Annotated in this window: 23 protein-coding genes; 12 read left to right on the forward strand and 11 right to left on the reverse strand. The window is 64.4% G+C overall.

The window, feature by feature from the left end; all coding sequences use genetic code 11:
- Position 1 precedes the first annotated feature (1 nt).
- Positions 2–1,264, reverse strand: coding sequence for an amino acid ABC transporter substrate-binding protein (locus BI327_RS19620; RefSeq protein ID WP_076862447.1), 1,263 nt, complete (start codon positions 1,262–1,264; stop codon positions 2–4).
- A gap of 222 nt (positions 1,265–1,486) precedes the next feature.
- On the opposite strand from BI327_RS19620, the gene BI327_RS19625 reads away from it, so the two are divergent.
- From BI327_RS19625 to BI327_RS19640, 4 genes are all read left to right on the forward strand, one after another.
- Positions 1,487–1,900 carry a Zn-ribbon domain-containing OB-fold protein gene (locus BI327_RS19625; RefSeq protein WP_050420086.1) on the forward strand — a complete coding sequence of 138 codons (414 nt, stop codon included), beginning with the start codon at positions 1,487–1,489 and terminating at the stop codon, positions 1,898–1,900.
- Positions 1,901–1,904: 4 nt separating this feature from the next.
- A complete protein-coding gene (locus BI327_RS19630; RefSeq protein WP_076862448.1) occupies positions 1,905–3,044 on the forward strand; it encodes a thiolase C-terminal domain-containing protein in 1,140 nt (379 codons plus the stop codon).
- Between the two features lie 158 nt (positions 3,045–3,202).
- On the forward strand, positions 3,203–4,117 hold the full coding sequence (locus BI327_RS19635) for an SDR family oxidoreductase (protein ID WP_028338734.1): 915 nt from the start codon (positions 3,203–3,205) through the stop codon (positions 4,115–4,117).
- A gap of 152 nt (positions 4,118–4,269) precedes the next feature.
- Positions 4,270–5,382: an SMP-30/gluconolactonase/LRE family protein gene (locus tag BI327_RS19640; RefSeq protein ID WP_076862449.1), complete on the forward strand. Its 1,113-nt coding sequence runs from the start codon at positions 4,270–4,272 to the stop codon at positions 5,380–5,382.
- Between the two features lie 118 nt (positions 5,383–5,500).
- On the opposite strand, the gene ppc is transcribed toward BI327_RS19640, so the two are convergent.
- The 3 genes from ppc to BI327_RS19655 all read right to left on the reverse strand — a co-directional run bounded on the left by ppc (position 5,501) and on the right by BI327_RS19655 (position 10,899).
- Positions 5,501–8,308 (reverse strand): phosphoenolpyruvate carboxylase, encoded by a 2,808-nt coding sequence (gene ppc / locus BI327_RS19645; protein ID WP_089025536.1) that lies wholly within the window; start codon positions 8,306–8,308, stop codon positions 5,501–5,503.
- A 149-nt stretch (positions 8,309–8,457) separates the two neighbouring features.
- Entirely contained in the window at positions 8,458–10,005 is a 1,548-nt protein-coding gene (locus BI327_RS19650; protein WP_076862451.1) for an acyl-CoA synthetase, read from the reverse strand.
- A gap of 84 nt (positions 10,006–10,089) precedes the next feature.
- Positions 10,090–10,899, reverse strand: coding sequence for a crotonase/enoyl-CoA hydratase family protein (locus tag BI327_RS19655; RefSeq protein WP_076862452.1), 810 nt, complete (start codon positions 10,897–10,899; stop codon positions 10,090–10,092).
- A 101-nt stretch (positions 10,900–11,000) separates the two neighbouring features.
- Here BI327_RS19655 and BI327_RS19660 point away from each other — a divergent pair, with 101 nt between their 5' ends.
- Both BI327_RS19660 and BI327_RS19665 read left to right on the forward strand, forming a co-directional pair.
- Positions 11,001–11,876 (forward strand): SDR family oxidoreductase, encoded by an 876-nt coding sequence (locus BI327_RS19660; protein WP_076863067.1) that lies wholly within the window; start codon positions 11,001–11,003, stop codon positions 11,874–11,876.
- Positions 11,877–12,144: 268 nt separating this feature from the next.
- Complete coding sequence (locus tag BI327_RS19665; RefSeq protein WP_076863069.1) at positions 12,145–13,725, forward strand: fatty acid--CoA ligase; 1,581 nt, start codon at positions 12,145–12,147, stop codon at positions 13,723–13,725.
- Positions 13,726–13,885: 160 nt separating this feature from the next.
- On the opposite strand, the gene BI327_RS19670 is transcribed toward BI327_RS19665, so the two are convergent.
- Together BI327_RS19670 and BI327_RS19675 are read right to left on the reverse strand one after the other, a co-directional pair.
- Positions 13,886–14,359, reverse strand: coding sequence for a GFA family protein (locus tag BI327_RS19670; protein WP_076862453.1), 474 nt, complete (start codon positions 14,357–14,359; stop codon positions 13,886–13,888).
- Positions 14,360–14,381: 22 nt separating this feature from the next.
- A complete protein-coding gene (locus BI327_RS19675; protein ID WP_076827204.1) occupies positions 14,382–15,656 on the reverse strand; it encodes an acyl-CoA dehydrogenase family protein in 1,275 nt (424 codons plus the stop codon).
- Positions 15,657–15,876: 220 nt separating this feature from the next.
- Here BI327_RS19675 and BI327_RS19680 point away from each other — a divergent pair, with 220 nt between their 5' ends.
- Entirely contained in the window at positions 15,877–16,656 is a 780-nt protein-coding gene (locus tag BI327_RS19680) for an enoyl-CoA hydratase-related protein (protein WP_076862454.1), read from the forward strand.
- 172 nt (positions 16,657–16,828) lie between these two features.
- Here BI327_RS19680 and BI327_RS19685 read toward each other — a convergent pair whose 3' ends face one another.
- From BI327_RS19685 to BI327_RS19695, 3 genes are read right to left on the reverse strand one after another with little or no spacing between them, the layout of a single operon-like run.
- Positions 16,829–17,200, reverse strand: a complete 372-nt coding sequence (locus BI327_RS19685) for a DUF6285 domain-containing protein (RefSeq protein ID WP_076862455.1) — start codon at positions 17,198–17,200, stop codon at positions 16,829–16,831.
- Between the two features lies 1 nt (position 17,201).
- Positions 17,202–18,188, reverse strand: coding sequence for a phosphotransferase family protein (locus BI327_RS19690; protein WP_076862456.1), 987 nt, complete (start codon positions 18,186–18,188; stop codon positions 17,202–17,204).
- Positions 18,185–18,979 (reverse strand): enoyl-CoA hydratase/isomerase, encoded by a 795-nt coding sequence (locus BI327_RS19695; RefSeq protein ID WP_076862457.1) that lies wholly within the window; start codon positions 18,977–18,979, stop codon positions 18,185–18,187. The genes BI327_RS19690 and BI327_RS19695 overlap by 4 nt, the downstream gene beginning before the upstream one ends.
- Before the next feature lie 151 nt (positions 18,980–19,130).
- On the opposite strand from BI327_RS19695, the gene BI327_RS19700 reads away from it, so the two are divergent.
- The 5 genes from BI327_RS19700 (at position 19,131) to BI327_RS19720 (ending at position 23,187) form a co-directional block, all read left to right on the forward strand.
- Complete coding sequence (locus tag BI327_RS19700) at positions 19,131–19,913, forward strand: SDR family NAD(P)-dependent oxidoreductase (RefSeq protein WP_076862458.1); 783 nt, start codon at positions 19,131–19,133, stop codon at positions 19,911–19,913.
- Between the two features lie 370 nt (positions 19,914–20,283).
- A complete protein-coding gene (locus BI327_RS19705; protein WP_074125505.1) occupies positions 20,284–20,661 on the forward strand; it encodes a VOC family protein in 378 nt (125 codons plus the stop codon).
- 161 nt (positions 20,662–20,822) lie between these two features.
- Positions 20,823–22,097 (forward strand): acyl-CoA dehydrogenase family protein, encoded by a 1,275-nt coding sequence (locus BI327_RS19710; protein WP_076862459.1) that lies wholly within the window; start codon positions 20,823–20,825, stop codon positions 22,095–22,097.
- A 182-nt stretch (positions 22,098–22,279) separates the two neighbouring features.
- Complete coding sequence (locus tag BI327_RS19715; RefSeq protein WP_076862460.1) at positions 22,280–22,897, forward strand: flavin reductase family protein; 618 nt, start codon at positions 22,280–22,282, stop codon at positions 22,895–22,897.
- A 14-nt stretch (positions 22,898–22,911) separates the two neighbouring features.
- A complete protein-coding gene (locus BI327_RS19720) occupies positions 22,912–23,187 on the forward strand; it encodes a GNAT family N-acetyltransferase (RefSeq protein ID WP_076862461.1) in 276 nt (91 codons plus the stop codon).
- 144 nt (positions 23,188–23,331) lie between these two features.
- On the opposite strand, the gene BI327_RS19725 is transcribed toward BI327_RS19720, so the two are convergent.
- Both BI327_RS19725 and yghU read right to left on the reverse strand, forming a co-directional pair.
- Entirely contained in the window at positions 23,332–24,021 is a 690-nt protein-coding gene (locus BI327_RS19725) for a DUF6928 family protein (protein WP_076862462.1), read from the reverse strand.
- 57 nt (positions 24,022–24,078) lie between these two features.
- A complete protein-coding gene (gene yghU / locus BI327_RS19730) occupies positions 24,079–24,957 on the reverse strand; it encodes a glutathione-dependent disulfide-bond oxidoreductase (RefSeq protein WP_076863071.1) in 879 nt (292 codons plus the stop codon).
- Between the last annotated feature and the right edge of the window lie 203 nt (positions 24,958–25,160).

Raw genomic sequence — 25,160 nt, forward strand, 5'->3', positions numbered from 1 at the left:
ATCACGGTGCCGGATAGATCGGCTTGCCGGTGGCGGTCTCGTGCGGATAGATCGAGACGAACTTGATGTGATCGTGCTCGTCGACCGTGAGCTGGCCGAGCGGCGTCAACTCGCCGACCTGGCCGCCGGTCTCATCCAGCGCGAAGGTGCCGTCCAGCGTCTTGAGCTGGCCGCTGAGCGAGAACACGGCGCGGCGCAGTTCCATCTGGTCGAGGCTGGTCGCAACCGACAGCGTCTTCTCGATCACCAGGGCCGTGGTGTAGCCGGCCACCGCGTTGAAGCCGAACTCCATCTTGCCGTCATTGTACTTCTTGGTCCAGGCGGCGCGGAAATCCTTCATGTTCATCCCGAAATTGACGGGATAATCCAGCTCGGACGGCGGCACGTAGGTCCAGATGTGCTCCAGGCCCTTGGCGCCGACGTTCTTCTCCAGCAGCTCGGTCTCGAGGCCGGCATAGATCGCGAACAGCATCTTGAACTTGGTGCCGACGTCCTGGACGTTGCGCAGGAAGGCGATGTCGTTCGGCGCATAGCCGAAATGGATCACCGCGTCGGGATTGGCGTTGCTGATGTTGTTGATGATGACGTTGTAGTTGGTGGTCTCGGTCGGGACGCCCTGGTCGTAGACGATCTCGATCGGCGCGCCGGACTCCTTGACGAACTTGCGGAACGCGTTGGCCTGGGTGCCGGTGAACTCGTTGGTCGAATAGAGAATCGCGACCTTCTTGATGCCGAGGCCCGGGCCGTCATGGCTGATGAAATCGGCGACCGGCTTCGGCCAGACCGTCGACACCGGGTCGGCCATCAGCGCGATGTAGGGATTGTCCTTGGAGAAGAAGCTCGCGCCGGTGCCGGTCTGGTCGAACAGGAACATCTTGTGATCGCGCGCGATCGCAACCGCGGGCGCAGTCAGCACCGATCCGGAATCGGCGACCAGCAGGTCGACCTTATCCTGGGTGACGAGCTGGTTATAAAGCGTCGCGGCGGTCGCGGTGTTGCTCTGGTCGTCATAGGAGACGAGCTTGATCGGGATCTTCTTGTCGAACGCCTTCACGAAGACGCCACCCTCGGCGTTCTTCTGCTCGACCCACAATTTGAGGGAGCTGTAGACCGGCATCGAGATCGAGGCGTAGCGCCCCGAGGATGCGTAGAGCGTGCCGATCTTGATCTCCGACGGTGCGTCGGCGGCCACAGCCTGCGTAACGCTGGCCTGCGTGACAAATGCGAGGCTGGCAGCGAGTGCCGCGCCGATGATCCTCAGCATGATATTATTCCTCCCGGACTCTTTTGAACGTAGCTTCGACGCGGCCCTTCTACGCGCCGGATCGGAGCGGCACAAGCATTGCGGCCTTAGCAATTGTGCGAGGGGCGGAATATGCGGCATGCGCAGGACACAGGCCGCCGCGCGGCGCATGGATGGACCGTTGACGGCCCTCGGTCCGATGGCGCATCAAGACTGTAACGATTTCGGGAGGAAGTATCAGACATGGCCGAACCCGCGCGCGCGAAACCCAAGCCGACACCCGAGACCCAGCATTTCTGGGATGGCACCAAGGCCGGCGAGCTGCGCCTGCAGCGCTGCGATGCCTGCGCCAATGTCTACTTTCCGCCGCGGCCGTTCTGCCCCTCCTGCGCCTCGCGCAAGGTCTCCGTCTTCAAGGCCAGCGGCAAGGGCAAGCTCTACAGCTATGTCATCAACCACCGTCCCGCCGCGCCCGGCTTCACGCCGCCTTATGCGATCGCCGTGGTCGAACTCGACGAGGGCCCGCGCATGATGAGCAACATCATCGATTGTCCGCAGACGCCGGAGGCGCTTGAGCTCGACATGCCGCTCGAGGTCGCCTTCGAAGCGCTCGACGACAAGATCACCCTCCCCTTGTTCCGTCCGGCGAAGGGGTAACGCGATGCGCAGGAACCAGGTTGCCGTCGTCGGTGCGGCCGAAACCACCGAACTCGGCGTCATCCCCAACATGTCGCAGATCCAGCTGCATGCGGACGCGGCGCTGAACGCGATCGCGGATGCCGGCCTGAAGCTGTCCGACATCGACGGCTTCGCCACCGCGGTCGAAACCCCGCAGCAGATGGCGCACTATCTCGGCATCACGCCGACCTGGGTCGACGGCACCTCGGTCGGCGGCTGCTCCTTCATGCTGCATGTCCGCCACGCCGCGGCCGCGATCGAGGCCGGCCTGTGCAAGACCGTGCTGATCACCCACGCCGAGAGCGGCAAGTCGATGATTGGCAAGCAGCCGCGCTTCACCGCTCCCGACAGCCTCAACGGCCAATTCGAGGCACCGTTCGGCGTCTACGGCCCGCCAAGCATGTTCCCGATTCCGGTGCTGCGCTTCATGAAGACCCACGGCATCACGCATGAACAGCTTGCGATGGTCGCGGTCGTGCAGCGCGAATGGGCGGCGAAGAATCCGCGCGCCACCATGAAGGACCCGATCACGGTCGCCGACGTCCTGAACTCGCGGATGATCGCCTATCCGTTCCGCCTGCTGCAATGCTGCCTCGTCACCGACGGCGGCGGCGCGCTGATCCTGACCTCGGCCGACCGCGCCAAGGATTTCCCACGCAAGCCGGTCTACATCCTCGGCACCGGCGAGAGCGTGGAAACGCCGATGGTCAGCCAGATGAAGACCTTTGATAGCTCGCGCGCCTTCAAGGTCGCGGGTCCCCTGGCCTTCAAGGAAGCCGGCATCACCCACAAGGACGTCGATCATCTGATGATCTACGACGCCTTCGCGCACCTGCCGCTGTACGGCCTCGGTGACCTCGGCTTCATGCCTTATGAGGAAGCCGGCAAGTTCATCGCCGACGGCAACACCCGCCCCGGCGGCAAGCTGCCGCTCAACACCAATGGCGGCGGCCTGAGCTACATGCACTCCGGCATGTACGGCATGTACGCGCTGCAGGAGAGCGTGCGGCAGATGCGCGGCATCGCGCCGGCGCAGGTGCCGAACGCGAAGATCTCGGTCTGCCACGGCGTGGGCGGCATGTTCGCCGCAAGTGGCACGATCATTTTTACGAACGAACGATAGCAATGGCCGGCGCGAGCGCAGCACCCGATCCGTCATTGCCGGGCTTGACCCGGCAATCCATCTTCTTCTGAAGAAAGATGGATGCGCGGGTCAAGCCCGCGCATGACGAGTGGGGTTCTGCATCGGCCGGCGAACACACGCCACCCAGGAGAACCCACATGGCAAAATCACTGCAGGATAAGGTCATCATCGTCACCGGCGCGGGCCGCGGCATCGGCCGCGAGATTGCGCTGCTCTGTGCGGCGGAAGGCGCCAAGGTCGTGGTCAACGATCCCGGCGGCGCGGCCGACGGTGGCGGCTCGAGCGCGGCGCCCGCCGAGGAGGTGGTCGAGGAGATCAAGAAGCGCGGCGGCACCGCAGTGGCGAACTTTGAATCGGTCGCGGAAGCCATCCCCGCCAGCAAGATCGTGAAGACTGCGACCGATCACTTCGGCCGGCTCGACGGCGTGGTCAACAATGCCGGCATCCTGCGCGACATGATCTTCCACAAGATGAGCGTGGAAGCCTTCGAAGCCGTCATCAAGGTGCACCTGATGGGCTCGTTCTATGTCAGCCACGCTGCGGCGCGGATCTATCGCGAGCAGGAGTCGGGCTCGTTCGTGCACTTCACCTCGACCTCCGGCCTGATCGGAAATTACGGCCAGGCCAACTACGCCGCCGCCAAGCTCGGCATCGTCGGCCTCTCGAAATCGATCGCGCTCGACATGGGCCGCTTCAACGTGCGCTCGAACTGCGTGTCGCCGTTCGCCTGGACCCGCATGATCGGCACCATCCCGACCGAGACCGATGCCGAGAAGGCGCGCGTCGAGAAGATCAAGCAGATGGGCCCGGAAAAGATCGCGCCGGTCTGCGCCTATCTGCTCTCGGATGCCGCCAAGGACGTCACCGGCCAGATCTTCGGCGTGCGCATGAACGAAATCTTCCTGTTCGGCCAGCATCGTCCGGTGCGCTCGGTGCATCGCGGCGAAGGCTGGACGCCCGAGACCATCGCCGAACACGGCATGCCGGCGTTGAAGGGATCGTTCGCCAAGCTCGACCGCTCGGCCGACGTCTTCACCTGGGATCCGATCTGAATTTCGATCTGACGGTTTTATGAAACAGTCGCCTCCGCGAAACGACGGAGGCGACACACTCTTTGGTTGTTTCTTCATGGCGTGCCCGCATTGTGCCAGAATTGCGGGGGTATAATCGTCCTCCCGATAACAAAAAGCCTGGGAGGACTTCCGTGACAAATCCAAGCAACACAGAGAAACACGAGGGCGACGGAACGAAGGCGTTCGACCGTCGAACGATTTTGCGCGGCGCAACCGCGCTTGCTGCAACCGCGATGGCCGCATCCGATGCTGCAGCGCGCGACTTCGGCCCCAATGCGGAGCCGCAGCGTTATCCCGATCCTGATATCGTCGTGATCGACGACAAGCGCTTCAAGGCCAAGGTCGGCAACACCGCGATCAAGCGGCTCTACACCGGCTGCCTCTGGGCCGAAGGCCCGGCGTGGAATGCACAGGGCCAGTATCTGGTGTGGAGCGACATCCCGGCCAATCGGCAGTTGCGCTACCTCGACGATGACGGTCACATCTCCGAGCAGTTCCACAAGCCGTCGAACGAAGCCAACGGCTCGACCTTCGATTTCGAGGGCCGCCAGATCACCGCCGAGCGCACGCGGCTGGTGCGCTACGAGCACGACGGAACCGTGACGTCATTGGCCGAGCAGGCCAATGGCAAGCAGCTCAACGGACCGAACGACATGGTCGTGCACCCGAACGACAAGTCGATCTGGTTCACCGATCCCGGCTACGGCGCGATCTCGATCTATGAGGGCCAATTGGCCAACACCGGTTCGAAGCAGCCGTACCAGAAGGAGGCGGTCTACCGCATCGACGCTGCGACCGGGCAGATCACCAAGGTGGCCGACGAGCCGTTCAAGCCGAACGGGATCGCCTTCAGCCACGACTACAAGAAGGTCTATGTCTGCGACACCGGCATCACGCATTATCCGAACGCGAAGAACATCGTCTGGCAGTACGACCTCAACGGCGACAAGCTCTCCAACCCGCGCACGCTGATCGACATGACGCTCGACGGCAAGTCGGGCTTCCCCGACGGCATGCGCGTCGACATCGACGGCAACATCTGGGTCGGCGCCGGCTGGGTCGGACCGGGCTATGACGGCGTGCAGGTGTTCGCGCCCGACGGTCAGCGGATCGGCCAGATCCTGCTGCCCGAGACCTGCGCCAACCTCACCTTCGGCGGCAAGAAGCGCAACCGTCTGTTCATGACCGCGAGCCAGTCGCTCTATGCGGTGTATGTGGAGACGAGAGGCGCGCACAACTGCTAGCGCGCTGCCTATCCGCCGTCATTGCGAGGAGCGAAGCGACGAGGCAATCCATCTCACCGCTTGCGGCCCAATGGATTGCTTCGCTGCGCTCGCAATGACGGCGGAAAAAGTCGCGGCTCTAACCGCTGTTCCTCAGCCCCGCAGAAATCCCGTTGATCGTGATCTGGATCCCGCGCAGCACCTGCTCGTCGGGGTTCTGCGCGCGATGCTCCTTCAACAGCTCGACCTGCACGTGGTTGAGCGGATCCATGTACGGAAAACGGTTGCGGATACCGCGCTCCAGCAGCGGGTTGCCTTGCAGCAGCCGGTCGTGGCCCATGATGTCGAGCAGCGTCTCGATCGACAGATGCCACTCGCGGCGGATCTGGCCGAAGATCTTCTCGCGCAGCGCGACGTCGGGCACCAGCTCGGCATAGCGTGAGGCGATCGCGATCGAGCTCTTCGCCAGCACCATGTCCATGTTGGAGAGCAGCGTGCGGAAGAACGGCCATTCCCTGTACAGCTCCTGCAGGAACGGCATGCCTTGCTCCGGATGCTCCGATATCCAGATCTCGACCGCGCTGCCGAAGCCGTACCAGCCCGGCAGCATCAGCCGGCATTGCGCCCAGGAGAACACCCAGGGAATCGCGCGGAGGTCCTCGATCTCGCGAGTCTTCTTGCGCGAGGCCGGACGGCTGCCGATGTTCAGCGTCGCGATCTCGTTGATCACAGTCGAGCCCCAGAAATAGTCGGCGAAGCCCTCGGTTTCATAGACGAGACCACGATAAGCCTTGAAAGCGAGCGCGGAAATCTCCTCCATCGCCTTGAGGTATTCGGGGCGCGGCGCGCTCTGCCGCGGCTGCAGCAGGCTGGTCTCCAGCGTCGCCGCGGCGAGGATCTCCAGATTGCTGCGGCCGACCTCGGCGTTGGAATATTTCGACGAGATGATCTCGCCCTGCTCGGTGATGCGGATCTGGCCGTTCACGGCGCCGCCGGGCTGCGCGATGATCGCATCATAGCTCGGGCCGCCGCCGCGGCCGACCGAACCGCCGCGGCCGTGGAACAGGCGCAGCCGCACGCCGTGACGTTCGAACACCTCGACGAGGCCGATCTCGGCCTTGTAGAGCTCCCAGCCCGAGGTGACGAAGCCGCCATCCTTGTTGCTGTCGGAATAGCCGAGCATCACCTCCTGCACGCTACCGAGACTGTCGACCAGCTTGCGGTAGTCGTGCAGCGCCAGCATGCGGTCCATGATGGCGCTCGAGGCCTGCAGATCCCCGATGGTCTCGAACAGCGGCACGATGTTGACGGCGCTGCGGCCGGACGGATTGACGAGGCCAACCTCCTTCAACAGCACCGCGACCTCGAGCATGTCGGACATGCCCTGGCACATCGAGATGATGCACTGGGAGATCACCTCGGGACCGAATTTGGCGTGCGCCTCGGCCGCCGCCCGGAACACCGCGAGCTCGCTTTGGGTCTCCTCGGAATATTTCACGAAGGGCGAGGCTAGCGGCCGCGCGCTGCGCAACTCGCCGAGCAGCAGGCTGACGCGCGCGTCCTCGCCGAGCGCCAGATACGACATGCCGGGATTGGCGGTGTCGAGCAGCTCGGCGATGGTGCGCTCATGCACCGCCGAATTCTGGCGGATGTCGAGCCGCGCCAGATGGAAGCCGAAGCAATCCACCGCCCGCCGCAACTGCCGCAGCCGGCCGCGCGCGATCACGCCGGAATTATTCGCGATCAGCGAACGATTCAGCACGTCGAGGTCGGCCTGGAATTCCTTGACGGTCGCATAGGGCTCGGCCTTGCCGACCGGCGGCCGCGTGGTCTCGACCTCGAGTCTCGCGGCAGTGGCCGCGAGCCGCGCATAGATGCCCGAGACCGCCAGACGATAGGGCTCACCGCTGCGATGCGGCGAGGTGTCGGGCGAACGCTCGGCCAGGATCCGCAGTTCCTCCGAGACGTCGGCGAGGTGCGCCGCCAGCGACAGCTCGGCGCCGAGCGCGTGCAGCTCCTCGAGATAGAAGCTGAGCACCCGGCTCGATTGCAGCCGCAGCGTACCGCGCATCACCTCTGCGGTGACGAACGGATTGCCGTCGCGGTCGCCGCCGATCCAGCTTCCCATCCTGAGGAACGAGGCGAGATCGCCGCCCTCGCCGCCCTCCTTGTTCAGCCGGTCCTCCAGCGCGCAGTGCAGCCGCGGTACCTCTTGCAGGAAGGTGTAGTCGTAAAACGACAGGCCGTTGGCGACCTCGTCGAGCACGGTCAGCTTGGTCCGGCGCAGCAGATTGGTCTGCCACAGCGTCACGACCGCGCGGCGCAGCTGCTCGTCGCTGGCTTCGCTCTCATCGGGCGTCATCTGCAACCGTTCGCGGCGGTCGAGCAGATCGGCGATCTCCATCTCGCGGTCCATCGTGCTCTTGCGGCGGACCTCGGTCGGATGCGCTGTCAGCACCGGGCTGACCAGCGCGCTCTTGAAGAAACTGCGCAAATCGGCCGGGCTGATGCCGGCCTGCCGGGCATGGACCAGCGTCTGCTCCAGCGTGCTCGGCCGCGGCGCGCCACTGGGCCCGCGGCTGCGCATCTGGCGGATGTTGTTCTGGTCCTCGGCAATGTTGGCGAGGTGGGAGAAATAGCTGAAGGCGCGGACGATCCGCAGCGTCTCGGCGATCGACATGCCGTCGAGGATGCCCTCCAGCTCCTGCCGCGCCAGCTTGTCCTCGTCACGATGGAACCGGACCGAGGTCTGGCGGATGCGCTCCACCAGGTCGAAGGCGTCGGCCCCCTCCTGGTCGCGGACCGTGTCACCCAGCACGCGCCCCAGCAGCCGGATGTCGTTCCGGAGCCGTGCATCCTCCTCCTGCGCAGTTGCTTCGAGAAGGCTGACCTCCGCGGCGCGCTTGGCACGGATGTCGGTCTCGGAAGGCATGGTCTGGGGAGGCAAAGTCTGGGGAGACATGGCTTGGCTACTCCAGAGGCTGCCCGGCTCCTCCCGAGTTTGCGCTTTTTTTGCCGCAGCGCAAGATGAACTTGGGGGCGGTGCACCACCGCAGTCGTCCCTGCTTTCGCAGGGACGACTGCGAGTTTGCGGCCCTAGATCCGCCGCCCTGCCCGCTCCCAGTACGGGTCGCGCAGCCGGCGCTTGAAGATCTTCCCGGAATCCTCGCGCGGCAGGCTGGTCTGGATCTCGATATGCTTCGGCACCTTGTAGTCGGCGAGCGCGGTCTTGAGCTGGGCGCGGACCGAGGCGATGTCGAGCGCGACGCCCGGCTGCGGCTCGACCACCGCCATCAGCGCCTCGCCGAACTCCGCATCGGGAATGCCGAACACCGCGCAATCATGCACGCCGGGCACCGCATGCAGCACGGCCTCGATCTCGGCCGGATAGATGTTGACGCCGCCCGAGATCACCATGTCGCGCTTGCGGTCGCAGATGAAGACATAGCCGTCCGCGTCGATATAGCCGACGTCGCCCGAGGTGATGAAGCCCTGCCGGTCGATCTCCGCGCGCTTCTCCGACTTGTTGTGATAGGTGAAATCGGGATTGCCGGCGATCCGCGAGTAGATCTCGCCGATCTCTCCCTGCGGCACCTCCTTGCCGTCGTCGCCGATGAAGCGCAGCTCGGCGCCAGGCGAGATCTTGCCGACCGTACCGGGCTTCTTCAGCGCGTCCTCGGAATTGGCGAAAGTCACCGCGCCCGACTCGGTCGAGCCGTAGAATTCGTAGATCACCGGCCCCCACCACTCGATCATCGCGCGCTTGACGTCGGGCGGACACGGCGCGGCGGCATGGATGACGTGGCGGAGCGACGACATGTCGTATTTCCTGCGCACCTCCTCCGGCAGCTTCATCAGGCGGATGAACATCGTCGGCACCATGAAGATGATGTCGATCTTCTCGCGCTCGATCAGTGCCAGAAACTCCTCCGCGTCGAAGCGCGGCATCAGCACCAGGGCGCCGCCGAGCTTGCCGGAGCGCAGCCCGAAGGAATTCGGCGCCGAATGGTAGAGCGGCCCCGGCAGGATCGCACGCGCGCCGGGCCGGAGGCCATAGATCATCTGGCGCATCGCTTCGGCATTGGCGGTCTGCTCCGGCGTCGGCGCGAAGCGGCGCACGCCCTTGGGATGGCCTGTGGTGCCCGAGGTGTAGATCATGTTCTGCGGCTGCGGCACGACAGGACCGTCGTAGCGCGGGAATTGCGCCAGCCAGGATTCGAAATCGATCGCGAAATCCGGCGTCGCGAGGTGATCGGGATTGATCTTGTAGTTGGCGAGGATTTCCGGCGGCGTCGGCACGCTGAGCACCGTGACATCATCGGGGATCGCGCCGCGTAGCGGATGCAGCATGTCGGCATGGCCGATCAGGACGCGCGTGCCGGAATCGGTCAGCACGTAGTTGATCTCCTCCGGCTTGAAGTGCCAGTTGATCGGCACGCCATAGGCGCCGAGCCGCATCGCCGCGTAAGCAGCCTCGATGAAGGCGATGTCGTTGCGCATCAGCATGCAGACGCTGTCGCCCGGCTTGACGCCGAGCTGGTTCAGGCCGCTGGCGATGCGCTCAGTGCGCTCGGCGACATCTGCGTGATCGCGCCGGCGGCCGCCGCTGACGATGCCGAGGAAGGGTTGGGACGTTTCGCTCATTTTGTTGTTGTTCTTCGTTATCGGTTAGCAAGGTTGGTTGTGTCCGTCATGGCCGAGAGAGCCCGGCCATGACGCCAGCACGCATCACACATCCGCGAACTTCGGCGCGCGCTTCTCCAGATTGGCGCGCACGGATTCGGTCTGGTTCGGGCTGCCGAGCAGCTTCTGCTGCTCGACGGATTCCGCGAGCAGCGCGGCGGCCGGATCGACCGACAGATTGCTCAGCATGCGCTTGGCGGCGCGGATCGCATCCGGGCTCTTGCCGGCGATCTCGCGCGCGACCTCGAGCGCGGCAGCGCGCGGGTCGTCGCAGATGCGGGTGGCGAGGCCGTAACTTTGTGCCTCCTGCGCCGAGAAGATGCGGCCGGTATAGGTGAGCTCGCGCAGGATATCGTCGCGCACGAGGCTCGCGAGGATCGGCGTGCCCGCCATGTCGGGGACGAGGCCCCATTTGATCTCCATGATCGACATCCGCGCGTCCGTCGAGAGGAAACGCATGTCGGCGCCGAGCGCGAGCTGGAAGCCGCCGCCGAACGCGACGCCGTGGACCGCGGCGATCACGGGCACCGGGAGTTGGCGCCAGCCCCAGACCGCCTGCTGCGGGGCATTGGCCTTGCCGTGGGTGCGGATCGTGAGGTCGCGGTTTGCGCCGCCCGGCACTCCGTTACCGCCGTCCTTCATGGCGGCGAACCGGCCCATGTCGAGGCCGGCGCAAAAGGCCCGGCCCTCGCCGGACAGCACGACCACCCGGACGTCTTTTTCCTTGGAAAGACGGTCGGTTGCGGCGACCAATGCCTCGAACATCGCGGCATCGAGCGCGTTCATCTTGTCGGCCCGTACCAGTCGGACATCGGCGATACCGTCCGAAATCGATATCGAAACGCGATCTTCCATCATTCCCTCCGCTTTGTTCCTTGAGTTGGCGCTTTACAGAAAGGCCGTTGTCCGCTTTTAGTCAATCGACCAATTAAATGACAACCCCCGTGGAGGAAACGATGTTCTCTGATCAGCTTCTTGCCGGGCGGCGCATCCTGGTAACCGGCGGCGGCACCGGCCTCGGCAAGGCCATGGCCACCCGGTTCCTGCAACTCGGCGCCGAGGTGCATATCTGCGGCCGCCGCAAGAGCGTTTGCGACGAAACTGCCACCGAGTTGATGGCCGAGCATGGCGGGCGCGTGGTCAGCCACGGCGTCGATATCCGCAACGCCATGGCGGTCGACGAGATGATCGAAGCGATCTGGACCACCAGCGGTCCCCTCACCGATCTGATCAACAACGCCGCCGGCAATTTCATCTCGCGTTCGGAAGAGCTTTCCGCGCGGGGGTTTGACGCCGTGGCCAACATCGTCATGCACGGCACCTTCTACGTGACCCACGCGGTGGGCCGGCGCTGGATCGCCGGTGGCCATCGCGGCAACGTGGTGTCGATCACGGTGACCTGGGTGCGCAACGGTTCGCCCTACGTGGTGCCGTCGGCGATGAGCAAGTCGGCGATCCACGCCATGACGATGTCGCTCGCGATCGAATGGGGCCGCCACGGCATCCGTCTCAACACCATCGCACCCGGCGAGATCCCGACCGAGGGCATGAGCAAGCGCATCAAGCCCGGCGACGAGGCCGGCGCGCGGACCAAGGCGATGAACCCGATGGGCCGCGTCGGCACCATGGAGGAATTGCAGAACCTCGCGGTGTTCCTGATCTCCGGCGGCTGCGACTGGATCAACGGCGAGACCATCGCCATGGACGGCGCGCAGGCGCTGGCGATGGGCGGCAATTTCTACCAGCTGCGCGACTGGAGCGACGACGACTGGACCAAGGCGCGCGACTCGATCAAGGCCCAGAACGAGAAGGATCGCGCGGCGCGGGGTTGAAGCGACAGCTCGCGCCTCAACCACAACTGTCGTCCTTGCCTAGTGCGCAATTGCGCACGGGAGCAGGGACCCATAACCACCGCTCAAAACCACCGAGCACGCTGCGGCCACAGCGCGCTCGACAACTCGATTCTGTGGTTATGGTTCCCGGGTCGCGCTTCGCTTGCCCGGGACGACGATGTGGATGGATCGTGCACCACACCCCGTATTGTTTTTCGCGCGCGATGCAGCCACACTCCGCGCCAACAAAAAGCATCACGGGGGAAACATGTCCGACGCGCCGAAACTGAGCAATCTCGCCGACATGGTGCGCGACCGCGCCAAAAGCCGCGGCGATGCGCTAGCCTATGAATTCGAGGGACGACAGACCTCCTTCGCCGAATTCGATATCAAGACCAACCGCGTCGCCAACGCACTGATCGCGATGGGCGTGAAGAAGGGCGAGCGCATCGCCTATCTCGGCAAGAACAGCGACTTCTATTTCGAGCTCCTGATGGGCGCGATGAAGGCCGGCGTGGTGATGGCGCCGGTGAACTGGCGGCTCGCGGGTCCCGAGGTCACCTTCATCGTCGACGACTGCAAGGCGCCCATTCTGTTCGTCGGTCCCGAATTCATCACGCAGGCGCGCAATATCAGCGACAAGCTGCCCAGCGTCCGCACCATCATCACGACCGAAGGTGGCGCGCCGGAATGGCCCGACTTCCTCGCCTGGCGCGACGCGCAGAGCGGCGATGATCCGCGCATTGCGATCGAGCCGAAGGATATCGCGATCCAGCTCTACACCTCGGGCACGACAGGCAAGCCGAAGGGCGCGATGCTGTCGCACGCCAATTTCCTCAACCTCGTGCAGAGCGGCAATGAGGCCGAGAAGCCGGAATGGAACCGGTGGACCACCGACGACGTCTCGCTGGTCGCGATGCCGATCTTCCACATCGGTGGCTCCGGCTGGGGGGTGATGGGGCTCTATCACGGCGCCCGCGGCGTCATCGCGCGCGAGTTCGATCCGACCAAGGTGCTCGATTTCTTCGAGCAGTCCGGCATCACCAAACTGTTCATGGTGCCGGCGGCGATGCAGTTCGTGGTGCGGCAGCCGCGCGCGCGGCAGGTCGATTTCTCGCGCCTGAAATACATGCTCTATGGCGCCTCCCCGATCCCGGCGGCGCTGCTGAAGGAGTGCATCGAGGTCTTCAAATGCGGCTTCGTGCAGATGTACGGCATGACCGAGACCACCGGCACCATCGTGGCGCTGCCGCCCGAGGATCACATCGAAGGGCTGGAGCGGATGCGCTCGGCCGGCAAGGCGCTGCCCGGCGTCGAGCTCGCGATCCTCGACGGCGACGGCAAGCCGCTGCCGCCCGGCGAAGTCGGCGAGATCGCCACCCGCTCCGGCTCCAACATGGCGGGCTACTGGAATCTGCCCGAGGCCACCGCGCACACGATCGATAGCAACGGCTGGCTGCGCACCGGTGATGCCGGCTACATGGACAAGGATGGCTATCTCTACATCCACGACCGCATCAAGGACATGATCATCTCCGGCGGCGAGAACATCTATCCGGCCGAAGTCGAGAGCGCGCTGTGCGACCACCCCGACGTGGCGGAAGCCGCCGTGATCGGCATCCCCGACGACAAATGGGGCGAGGCGGTGAAGGCGGTCGTGGTGATGAAGCCGGGCAAGAGCGCGACCGCGAGCGACATCATCAACTTCACCCGCGAGCGCATCGCCGGCTACAAGACGCCGAAATCGGTCGACTTCATCCCGGCGCTGCCGCGCAACCCGTCGGGCAAGATTTTGCGGCGGAGCCTGCGGGAACCATATTGGGCCGGCAAGGACCGCCAGGTGAATTAGCCCTCTCCGTCGTCCCGGCCAAGCGAAGCGCGAGCCGGGACCCATAACCACCACTGTTGGTGGTGGTAATATGCTGGGGCCACATCTCGCTTCATCAACAACCTTTTGTGGTTATGGGTCCCTGCTTTCGCAGGGACGACGATGCTGAGAGAGATGTCGGTCACGCCTTCTTCATCTTCTCCCGCAGGACGCGCCAGCGCCCCTGCGCCTCCTCCGGCCAGACCGCTCTCCGATCGTAATACTCGGCGAACACTTTTGCGCCCGGAGGGAACGTCACCCAGGGCAGTTTCGACGAGGTGAAGATGTGGACATCGGGCGGGCATTGGCTCGGGTCGTCCGTCGTGCCGACGCGGACGAAGCGGACCGCCGGTCCCGCGCCCGGATAGTTGCTCCACACCGCGACCTTGCAGATCGGGCAGCGCGCGATCTTCTGGCCCTTGCCGCTCGCCGACGGCGTGTCGACGATCTCGGGCTCGGCCGCGATGTGCGCGACCCGCTCGGCCTCGTACATCGCGTTGAGCGCATGCACGGTGCCGGTCTCGCGCTGACACCAGGTGCAGTGGCAGGCGTGCACGATCAGCGGCCTGCCGGCGAGACGGTAACGGACATTTCTGCAAGTGCATCCACCTTCCATGTCGTACCGCCTCTCTGTCAACCTAATGCTTGCCGGCTCCCATGTAGCCGAACAGGAAGCCCGCCACCTTGCGCTTCTGGATCTCCTCGCTGCCTTCGGTGATGCGATAGCGGCGGTGGTGGCGATAGATGTGCTCGAACGGCTTGTGACGCGAATAGCCCATGCCGCCGTGCACCTGCATCGCGCGGTCGGCGGCCTCGCAGCACAGGCGGTTTGCCCAGAAGTTGCACATCGAGACCCGGTCCGACAGCGTATGCTCGACCTGGGCCTGAGTCAGCTGATCCATCTCCCAGGCGGTCTTGCGGATCAACAGGCGGAGCATCTCGGCTTGCGTGGCAAGCTCGACCAGCGGCCACTGGATCGCCTGGTTCTCAGCCAGCGCCTTGCCGAACGGTTTTCGCTCGCGCGCGTATTTCACACTCTCATTGATGCAGTAGACGGCAGCGCCGAGCGAGCTTGCCGCCTGGCGAATCCGGTTCTCGTGCACGAAGCATTGCGCCAGCGACAGGCCGCGGCCGACCTCGCCGAACTGCGCATCCTCCGGCACGAACACGTCGGTGAAGCTGACCCGCGGGTGATCGGTCGGCATGTTGAAGGTCCACATATACTCCTCGACCTTCACGCCCGCCGATTTCGCCGGCACCAGGAAGCAGGAGATGCCGCGGGCGTCGCCGTCATTGCCCGATGTGCGGGCAAACAGCGCGCAGTGCGTGGCGACATGCATGCCTGTCGTCCACATCTTCTCGCCGTTGATGATCCAGCCCTTGACGTTGTCGCGGGTGGCCTGGACCGCCCTCGTCTCCATGTGCGTGGCGTCCGAGCCGTGCTCAGGCTCAGTCAGGCCGAACGTGATGCGATATTTGCCGGTGATCGAGCCGTCGATCATTGCCTTCTGCTCGTCGGTTCCATAGCGGTCGAGCATGGTCACGATCGGAAGATTGCCGACGATCGAGTGCTCGTTCTGCAGATCATTGTGCAGGCCAAGACCCTTCGAGGCGAAATGCTCGCGGATCACAGCCATCCAGAGATTGGAGCCGTCCTTGCCGCCATAGCGCTTCGGGATCGCGAAGCGCAGATGGCCGGCGGCGTCGGCCAGGTTCTTGGCCTTGCGCAGCAAGAGCTCCCATTCATGGCGCGGCAGGCCACCCTTGTCGAAATCGGTGCGCGCCCATTCGCGGCGATGATCGAAGAAGCGGATGTTGTCGTCAGCTTCTTCCAGCGGCTTGATCTCGCGTTCGATGAAGCGATCGAGCTCGGCGAGATAGGCGGTCAGGTCAGCCGGCAGGTTGAAATCCAAGGCGGTCACTCCCGGAATGATTGTTGATTCTGGTTTTGCGTTTAGGCGCTATCGCGCATCCGCATTCCGATCGATTAAGGTGAGAAGCACGCCCCCAAGTCAAGCAGCCGAGTGAGGCTTGCGCGCGCGGTCGCGTTGCGTAATTGGATGGCACGGAACGAGGTGCAGGCGTTAGGATATCAGCCATATTCTTCGCCGCAGAAAATTCACGGGAGCAAACATGGATCTGAAATTCTCCAAGGTGACGCGCAAGGGTCCCATCACCATCGTGACGCTGTCGCGGCCCGAGGTTTACAACGCGCTGCATATCGACGCGCATTTCGAGCTCAACAAGGTGTTCGACGACTTTTCCGCCGATCCCGAGCAGTGGGTCGCGATCGTCACCGGCGCCGGCGACAAGGCGTTCTGCGCCGGCAACGACCTGAAGTGGCAGGCCGCCGGTGGCAAGCGCGGCTGGGACAAGGGCGGCTTCGCCGGGCTCACCACCCGCTTCGACTGCGACAAGCCGATCATCGCCGCCGTCAACGGCGTCGCGATGGGCGGCGGGTTCGAGGTCGCGCTGGCCTGTGACCTGATCATTGCCGCTGACAATGCGACCTTCGCCCTGCCCGAGCCGCGCGTCGGCCTCGCCGCGCTCGCCGGCGGCCTGCAACGCCTGCCGCGCCAGATCGGGCTGAAGCGTGCCATGGGCATGATCCTGACCGCGCGCCATGTCAGCGCCAAGGAAGGCCTCGAGCTCGGCTTCGTCAACGAGGTGGTGCCGCAGGGCGAGGCGCTGGCCGCCGCCGAGCGCTGGGCCGAGACCATCGCCAAGAACTCGCCGATGTCGATCCGCGCCTCCAAGCAGGCGATCCAGAAGGGCCTCGAAGTCTCGCTCGAGCAGGCCATGACCGAGCAGCGCGAATACCCAGCGGTGAAGGCGATGGCCGCCTCGCAGGATTACATCGAGGGCCCGAAGGCGTTTTCGGAGAAGCGCCCGCCGACGTGGTTGGGGCGGTAGCGGCTCTTTCCGCGTCATTGCGAGGAGCGAAGCGACGAAGCAATCCATGTCTCGGCTTGCGGTGAGATGGATTGCTTCGCTTCGCTCGCAATGACGACGTGGGGGTGGAGCGCAGCAATACCCATCAACGCTTGCCAGGCGTCGCGATGGGTATCGCTTCGCTCCACCCATCCTACTTTCCGAGTTCCCTCTTATACGACGCGTAGTTCGGCTGATCGACGGCGAGCTTGTCCATCGTGGTCTGCCAGAGATGCTCTGATAGCCCCGGCGTTGTCAGATCGACCTCGCCGCTCGCGATCTTCTCCGACAACGCGCGGTTCAGCTCCATCAGCGAGCCGTCGGCGCCGAGCAATTGCTTCAGCCGCGCGGCCTCGGTCGCATCGCCGGCCTCGGCAAGCGCAAGTTGCCGCGTCACCAGGTCGAGCGCGTTGATGCCGACGCGCAGCTTGAAGCCGTTATGCCCCTTGATTACGGGCGTGATCTCATTGCGCAGGAAATCGGCGACGGCCTTGATCAGCTCGGTGGGTGTGGGTTCGTCCTGCATCTCAACGACCTCTCGGTGCCAACAAACGCAGCAGATCGATCTCGGTCTCCGACGCGCGCCGCCCGATCATCGCGCGTTCCATCGAGTGATCGGGACCTGAGCGGAAGCGCTGCATCATGCCGCAGCACATCACGCCCCAGCGCAGCGTGCCCATCACCTCCCAGAACATCACGCGATCAGGATCGGCCTTGCGGCCAGCTTCTTCATAGCCAGCGAACAGATCTTCGCGGGTGCCGAAACCGCCGACCGGCTTGTCGATCTCGCCGAAGCGCCACGAATTGACGCAGATCCACCCCAAGTCTTCCATGGGATCACCGGTATGCGCGAGCTCCCAGTCGAGCACGGCGCGCACGCCATCGGGACCGATGATCAGGTTGCCGTGGCGGAAGTCGCCATGCACCAGCGTCACTTCGGATGACGGACCGGGATCGTGATCGCGCAGCCAGCGCAGCGCCAGCTCGAACACCGGGCGTGGCCAGTTGAAGCTGTGATACTCGCGGGCGAGATCCTCGATCTCCCTGGTCGCGGTCAGGCTGCGCAGCTGCGGCAGCTTCGCCTGCGGCAGGCCGTGAATGCCGGCGATGACGCGGCCGAGCTGGCGGGCCAGGCGCGGACGCACGCCAGCATATTCCTCATCGCGCAAAATTTTCCGCGCGATGGTCTCGCCTTCCACGCGCGCCATGATGAAGCCGCGGCCGAGGCCGTCCTCCGGCCTCAAGACATGCATCACCTTCGGCGACGGCAGGCCCGCGTCATGCGCGAGCTGCATCAGCGTCGCCTCGGCATCGAGGCCGGCGGCGCGGCCGGGCGCGGCACCGTAACCGGGCGGCGCGCGGCGCAGGATCGCGCCGACATTGCCGTCCGGGTGCACGATGTCGAACGTCCAGGTCTCCTGGCTCGCGCCGCCGGAGAGCTTTGCGGCGCCGGTGACGCCGGTCGCGCCCGGATGAAACGCGGCGACGCAACGGGTGAGTTCGGTCTCGATCATTTGCCCTTGAACTTCGCCGGCCGCTTCTCGAGGAATGCGGTGACACCTTCCTTGAAATCCTCGGCGCGGCCGGCGATCCGCTGCGACTCGAATTCCAGATTGAGCTGATCCTCGAGGGTATTTTCCGGGCTGTCCCAATAGAGCTTGCGGATCAGCGACAGCGCGACCGTCGGGCCGTTGGCTAGATCGTGCGCCATCTTCATCGTCTCTTCCATCAGCGCGGCGTCGTCATAGACGCGGTTGACGAGGCCCCATTCCAGCGCCTTCTCGGCCGGCAGCCGCTCGCCGAGCAGCGACAGCTCGACCGAACGCGCCTTGCCGATCAGCCGCGGCAACAGCCAGGTCGAGCCGCAATCCGGCACCAGGCCGATGCGGCGGAACGCCTGCAGGAAATAGGACGAGCGCGCACACAGGATGAGGTCGCCCATCAACGCGAAGCTCATGCCGGCGCCGGCGGCCGGACCGTTCACCGCCGTCACGATCGGACAGTGCAGCTTACGCAATCGGCGCAGGAACGGATGAAATGCGGCCTCCAGCGCCGCGCCGGCGTTGCTCTTGCCGGGCTTCTGCTGCTGGTTGCGACCCTGCAGATTGGCGCCGGTGCAGAAGGCACGGCCGGCGCCCGTGATCACCAGGCAGCGCACCTCGTCCCGCTTGTCGTCGATCGCATCGAGCGCCTCGGCAAGGCCGCCCAGCATGTCGATCGACACCGCGTTCATGACTTCCTGATGGTCGAGCTTGAGGATTGCGACCGATCCGTCGAAGTCGAGCGTGACGTGCTTGAACTGCATGGTTTCCTCTTTACGTTGCTTCCGAGGTTGGTACCGCGGTAGGTCGATGTTTCGACCCATATTTGATTTTTGTGCCGGGCTTGTCCATGGTCGGCGGCAAGCCCATCCGTGAACGCGTGATTACCGCGCACCAAACCAAATGGAAACCCCAATGAGTGGCATCTTCGATCTCACCGGCCGCGTCGCTGTCATCACCGGCGGCAATGGCGGCATCGGCCTCGGCATCGCGCAGGCGTTGAACGCCGCCGGCTGCAACGTCGCGATCTGGGGCCGCAACGCGGAAAAAAACGCCAACGCCGCCGCCTCGATGAAGGCGGGCCCCGGCAGGGTCGCCACGCAATTCTGCGACGTCAGCGATCCCGGCTCGGTCAAGACCGCGATGAAGGCAACGCTCGACACCTTCGGCCGCGTCGACGGCTGCTTCGCCAATGCCGGCATCGGCGGCGGCGGTCGCCGCTCCTTCATCGACCGCACCGAGGAGGAATGGCGCAAGATGTTCGCGACCAATCTCGACGGCGTGTTTCACGTATTCCAGGCTGCGGCACGCCACATGACGGAGCGGTCCGAGGCCGGCGACAAGTTCGGCCGGCTGGTCGCAACCTCGAGCCTCGCCTCGCTGTTCGGCACCGCGCGCAACGAGCACTATGCCGGCACCAAGGCCGCGCTGAACGCACTGTGCCGCGCGCTCGGCGTCGAGCTGGCCCGCCACGGCGTCACCGCGAACGCCATCCTGCCCGGCTGGATCAAGAGCGACATGACCGCCGGCATCATGGCCAACGACAAGTTCGTCGCCAACGTGATGCCGCGCATCCCGGTACGCCGCTTCGGCGAGCCGAGCGATTTCGGCGGCATTGCCGTGTATCTGATGAGCAAGGCGTCGTCCTATCATACGGCGGATTGCTTTGTCATCGACGGCGGTTACACGGCGTTCTGATTGTTGCAGCGCTTCCGCATCCACCGCTGTCGTCCCTGCGAAAGCAGGGACCCATACTCCGCAGCGGATGTTGTTGAAGGGACACCTCGTTCCGGCACCGCGTAACAATGGCCATTCGTGGTTATGGGTCCCTGCGTTCGCAGGGACGACGCCGAATATGTTGCACGCCTTGTGAGTCATACATCCGCATCCTCGCGGCCCTGATGCGTCCGGGTCTTGCGTTTACTTGCCCTCTTCCGGCGCAGAGGCGCAGGGAAAGCCGGGTGCCGATCGCAGCGTCGCTTCCGTCGCGGCAAAACTGCTGCTAAGCGTTCCACCTGCGAGGGCGCAACGAGGCGGCTTTCGTAAACCAAGAGGGAGGATATTTCAGATGTTTTCACACGTGATGGTTGGCACCAACGATCTGGACAAGGCCAAGGCGTTCTATGATGCGCTGCTCGGCACGCTCGATGTCCGGCCGGCCCGGGTCGACGGTCACCGCATCATGTACCTCACCAAGGCCGGCATCTTCATGGTTTCCAAGCCGATCGACGGCGAACCGGCGACGCACGCCAATGGCGGCACGATCGGCTTTGCGTGCTCTTCGCCGGAGCAGGTCGAGGCCTGGCACGCGGCCGGCATCGCCAATGGCGGCAAGCCTATCGAGGATCCGCCGGGCGTGCGCGAAGGAGGCGGCATCAAGCTCTACCTCGCTTACTTGCGCGATCTCGACGGCAACAAGATCTGCGCGATGCACCGGATGGTCTGACGATCCGCACGCATCGTGCGCGGCGGCGTTCAAACAACGTTTGAAACGCCGTCGCGATATTCCGCGATGCGGTAGCGATCGTACGAAATCGGTGCTCGCGCTTCGCGCCGCACGCGTCTATTGTCCGCCGCGAAACGCGCCTTCGCGAGGGAGAAAAGACAATGAAGCATGCCTATGTGCCGCGCACCACGAACTACACACTCAATCCGGGCGACGAGCTCAATGATCTCCGGATGTCGGACAAGGTCCGCCCGCTCTACGACCATGTGAAGCAGTTCATCCGCGACACCGTCGACCCGATGTCGGTCGAATTCTATCGTGCCGGCGAGAAGAAGACCAACCGCTGGAGCTTCACGGACGAGCAGCTCGCGATCCTGCAGAAGGCCAAGGACAAGGCCAAGGAAGTCGGTCTCTGGAACTTCTTCCTGCCCGACGCCGAAACCGGCGACGGCCTCAACAATCTCGACTACGCCTATATCGCCGCCGAGCTCGGCAAGAGCCCGCTGGCCTCCGAGACCATGAACTGCTCGGCGCCCGACACCGGCAACATGGAGGTGCTCGAGCGCGTCGGCACCAAGGCGCAGAAGGACAAGTGGCTGAAGCCGCTGCTCAACGGCGAGATCCGCTCGGCCTATGCGATGACCGAGCCGAACGTCGCCTCCTCCGACGCCAAGAACATCTCGACCACCGCAAAGCTCGTCGGCGACGAGTGGGTGATCAACGGCGAGAAGTACTACATCTCCGGCGCCGGCGATCCGCGCTGCAAGATCATGATCGTGATGGTGAAGACCAATCCGGACGCGGCGCCGAGCAAGCAGCAGTCGCAGATCCTGGTGCCGATCGACACCCCCGGCGTCGAGATCCTGGGCCCGATGCACGTGTTCGGCCATGACCATGCGCCGCGCGGCCACATGCATCTGCGCTTCAACAATTGCAAGGTGCCGAAGGAGAACATGCTGCTCGGCGAAGGCCGCGGCTTCGAGATCTCGCAGGTCCGCCTCGGACCGGGCCGCATCCATCACTGCATGCGCACCATCGGCAAGGCCGAGAAGGCGCTCGACATGATGGTGCAGCGTGGCCTGACCCGCGAAGCCTTCGGCAAGAAGATCGCCCATCTCGGCGGCAACATGCAGATCATCGCCCAGGCGCGCTGCGAGATCGAGGCGATGCGGCTGATGGTGTTGAAGGCGGCCAAGGCGATGGACGTGCTCGGCAACAAGGAAGCCCGCGTCTGGGTCTCGATGGTCAAGGCCATGGTGCCCGAGCGCGCCTGCAAGGTGATCGACCAGGCGATCCAGATGCACGGCGCCACCGGCATCTCGCAGTGGTCGCCGCTCGGCGAAATGTATCAGGACGTTCGCCATCTCCGCTTCGCCGACGGTCCGGACGAGGTGCACTGGATGGTGGTCGGCCGCCACGAGCTGAGCATGCCGTAGTCGTTCCCTCCCCCTCTCCCCGCTCTCGCGGGCAGAGCCAAGCAGGTCTGCAAGGCGGGTTCGCGCAAGCGTAACCCGCCTTTTGCTTTCCGAACCGCCGGCGGCGGGTTACGCTTCCGCCTTCGCTCGATGAGCTACGGCGGACAAGTCGCCAACCCCGCCCTACATTTTCGGATCATCCCATGGAATACGCCCCCGACGACCTCAGCCAGCGCGAACGCTACAAAGTGCTGACCTCCTTCGTGCTGCCGCGGCCGATCGCCTGGGTGACGAGCACGAGCGCGGACGGCGTGGTCAACGCGGCTCCGTTCTCGTTCTTCAACGTGTTCTGCGAGGACCCGCCGCTCTGCATGTTCGCGGTCAACCGCAGGCCCGACGGCCGCGAAAAGGACACGCTGGCCAACATCCAGCGCCTGGGCGAATTCGTGGTCAACCTCACCGACGAGCCGCTGGCGCGCGCGATGCACGAGACCTCGGGCGACTTCCCGCCCGAGATCGGCGAGCCCGATTATCTCGGCTTGAAGCTTGCGCCCTCACGCAGGATCGCGGTACCCAGGCTTGCGGACGCGCCGTTCGCGATGGAGTGCAAGACCTGGAAGCTGATCGACGTCAACGGTGACCGGCAGCTGATCATGGGTGAAGGCATCCATTTCCACATCCGCGACGAATTGTGGGATCGTGAGGCGATGCGCGTCCATATGGAGCGCTACCACCCGATCGGCCGCATGTTCGCCGATCGCTACTGCCGCACCGACGACCGCGTGGTGTTTCCCGCGGCCGAGGGCGCACAGAAGAAATAGCCGAGGACAAGACAATGAGTGAAGCATTCCGCGACAACGCCGCGCAGAGCCGGTTCGAACTCGCCGTCGACGGCCACACGGCCTTCGTGGTCTACCGCAAGACGCCGGACACGATCACGCTGGTTCACACCGAAGTGCCGCCGGAGCTCGGCGGCCGCGGCATCGGCTCAAAACTCGCCCGCGCCGTGCTGGACGCCGTGCGCGCGCAGAAGATCAAGCTCGTCGTGAAATGCGAGTTCCTCCAGGGCTTCATGAAGAAGCACCCGGAGTATGACGATTTGCTGGGGTGAGCGTGGTCCGTAGGGCGGGTTAGCCCACGGGTCCGCGCGAAGCGCGGCCCGATGACAGACTCCGGCGTAACCCGCCGAATTTCCTCCGCGCATGACGGCGGATTACGCTTAGCTAATCCGCCCTACGCAGCTGACCGCCAGGCTTCAGCGCCAGAACTTCCACCACGGACGCGAGGCCTTGCCGCCTTGCACGCGCTTCTGCCTCGCCAGAACTTCCGCTTCATCGTCGTCCAGCCAGAAGTTCGCTCCGTCGGCATTCAATCGATCGAGCGAAACGCCGGTGAATGATTTGCAGATTTCGAACACGAACGCTTCGCCGAGGTCAGGCTCGGTCATGTCGTCATATTCAGGATGGGCGGGATCCCGATACGTAACCTCGCCATCGACGTCGTGACGTTCGAATTTGGCAAGATAGGCCTCTTCTACCGGAAGCCTCGGCCCCTCGTCCGCGAGCACGATCCCATCATAGCCGTGTTGACGGCGGATCAATCTGCCCTGACGGTAGACAGCAAATCCCCAATGCGCGACGACACTGTGCAGCGCCAAGATCGCAATCTCGGCGTCGGAAAACCTTCGAAGAATTGAATTCTTCAGCGCGGCCGACGCCTGATCCAGCTCATTGCGATCCTCCTCGTAAAAATGCCCGACGAGGTGGCTGTAGATGATCGTGCAATCGTCGACGGCGCCGATCCAAATGCTCCCCGCGCCTGCGCGACGAAACGGCGCCTCATCGACCTTGCCATACCTGTGGTAGCCGAGCTCATCGAGAAGCCTCTCGGGCCCGCCATCGATCCTGGCGGGCCGTATGAGCATCGTCTGCGTGTTCCAGGTCACCGTACCACCCCGCAATCTGTAATTGTAAGGCGGCAATAGCAGCGATCGCTCAGCGTGTCACGACGCCGCCTGCTCGCCCACCTTGTCCTGCGTCTTGGTCTCGAAATCGCTGGCCTCGTGCCGCTCGTGGAGCTGGCTCGACGGCTCGCCCCAGGTGCGATTGACCATGCGGCCGCGCTTGACCGCGGGCCGCGCCGCGATCGCGTCGGTCCAGCGCTGCACGTTCTTGTAGTCCTGCACCGAGAGGAATTCGCCGCCGCCGTAGAGCAGGCCCTTGGCCAGGCTGCCGTACCAGGGCCACACCGCCATGTCCGCGATCGTGTAGACATCGCCCGCGAGATATTCGTTGTCGGCGAGCCGGCGGTCGAGCACATCAAGCTGGCGCTTCACCTCCATCGCAAAGCGATCGATGGCGTATTCGATCTTGGTCGGCGCATAGGCGTAGAAGTGCCCGAAGCCGCCGCCGAGATAGGGTGCGGCGCCCATCTGCCAGAACAGCCAGGAAAAGGTTTCGGCGCGGGTCTTGGCATCGGTCGGCAGGAACGCGCCGAATTTCTCCGCGAGGTAGACCAGGATCGAGCCCGACTCGAACACCCTGATCGGCTCCTTCCCGCTGCGATCCATCAGCGCCGGGATCTTGGAGTTCGGATTGACACCGACAAAACCGCTGCCGAACTGGTTGCCGTCGATCTTGATCAGCCAGGCGTCGTATTCTGCACCCTTGTGACCCGCGGCGAGCAACTCTTCCAGCATCACGGTGACCTTGACGCCATTCGGCGTCGCCAGCGAATAGAGCTGCAGCGGATGGCGCCCGACCGGCAGTTCCTTGTCATGGGTCGGACCGGCGATCGGCCGGTTGATGCTGGCGAAGCGCCCGCCGCTCTCCTTGTTCCAGGTCCAGACTTTCGGCGGCTCGTAGGCAGAGGTGTCAGTCACGTCGTTGGCTCCCGGTTTCCGTTTTTCCATGGCGCGGCGACCGCCGCGCCCATCCGCATGTCCGCACTAGATGGTGGGCACGCTCCGCTTTGCCCAGCCCGCATTATCGCATTTTCTACCTTGCGGAATGCGTGGCAAGCGATGCAGCCAGAGCAGCGCCTGCACGCAAGATCGCCGCAGCCGAAAGCCGCTTGGCTTCGCCG

The sequence above is a fragment of the Bradyrhizobium mercantei genome (assembly GCF_001982635.1).
GTDB classification, from domain to species: Bacteria; Pseudomonadota; Alphaproteobacteria; order Rhizobiales; family Xanthobacteraceae; genus Bradyrhizobium; species Bradyrhizobium mercantei.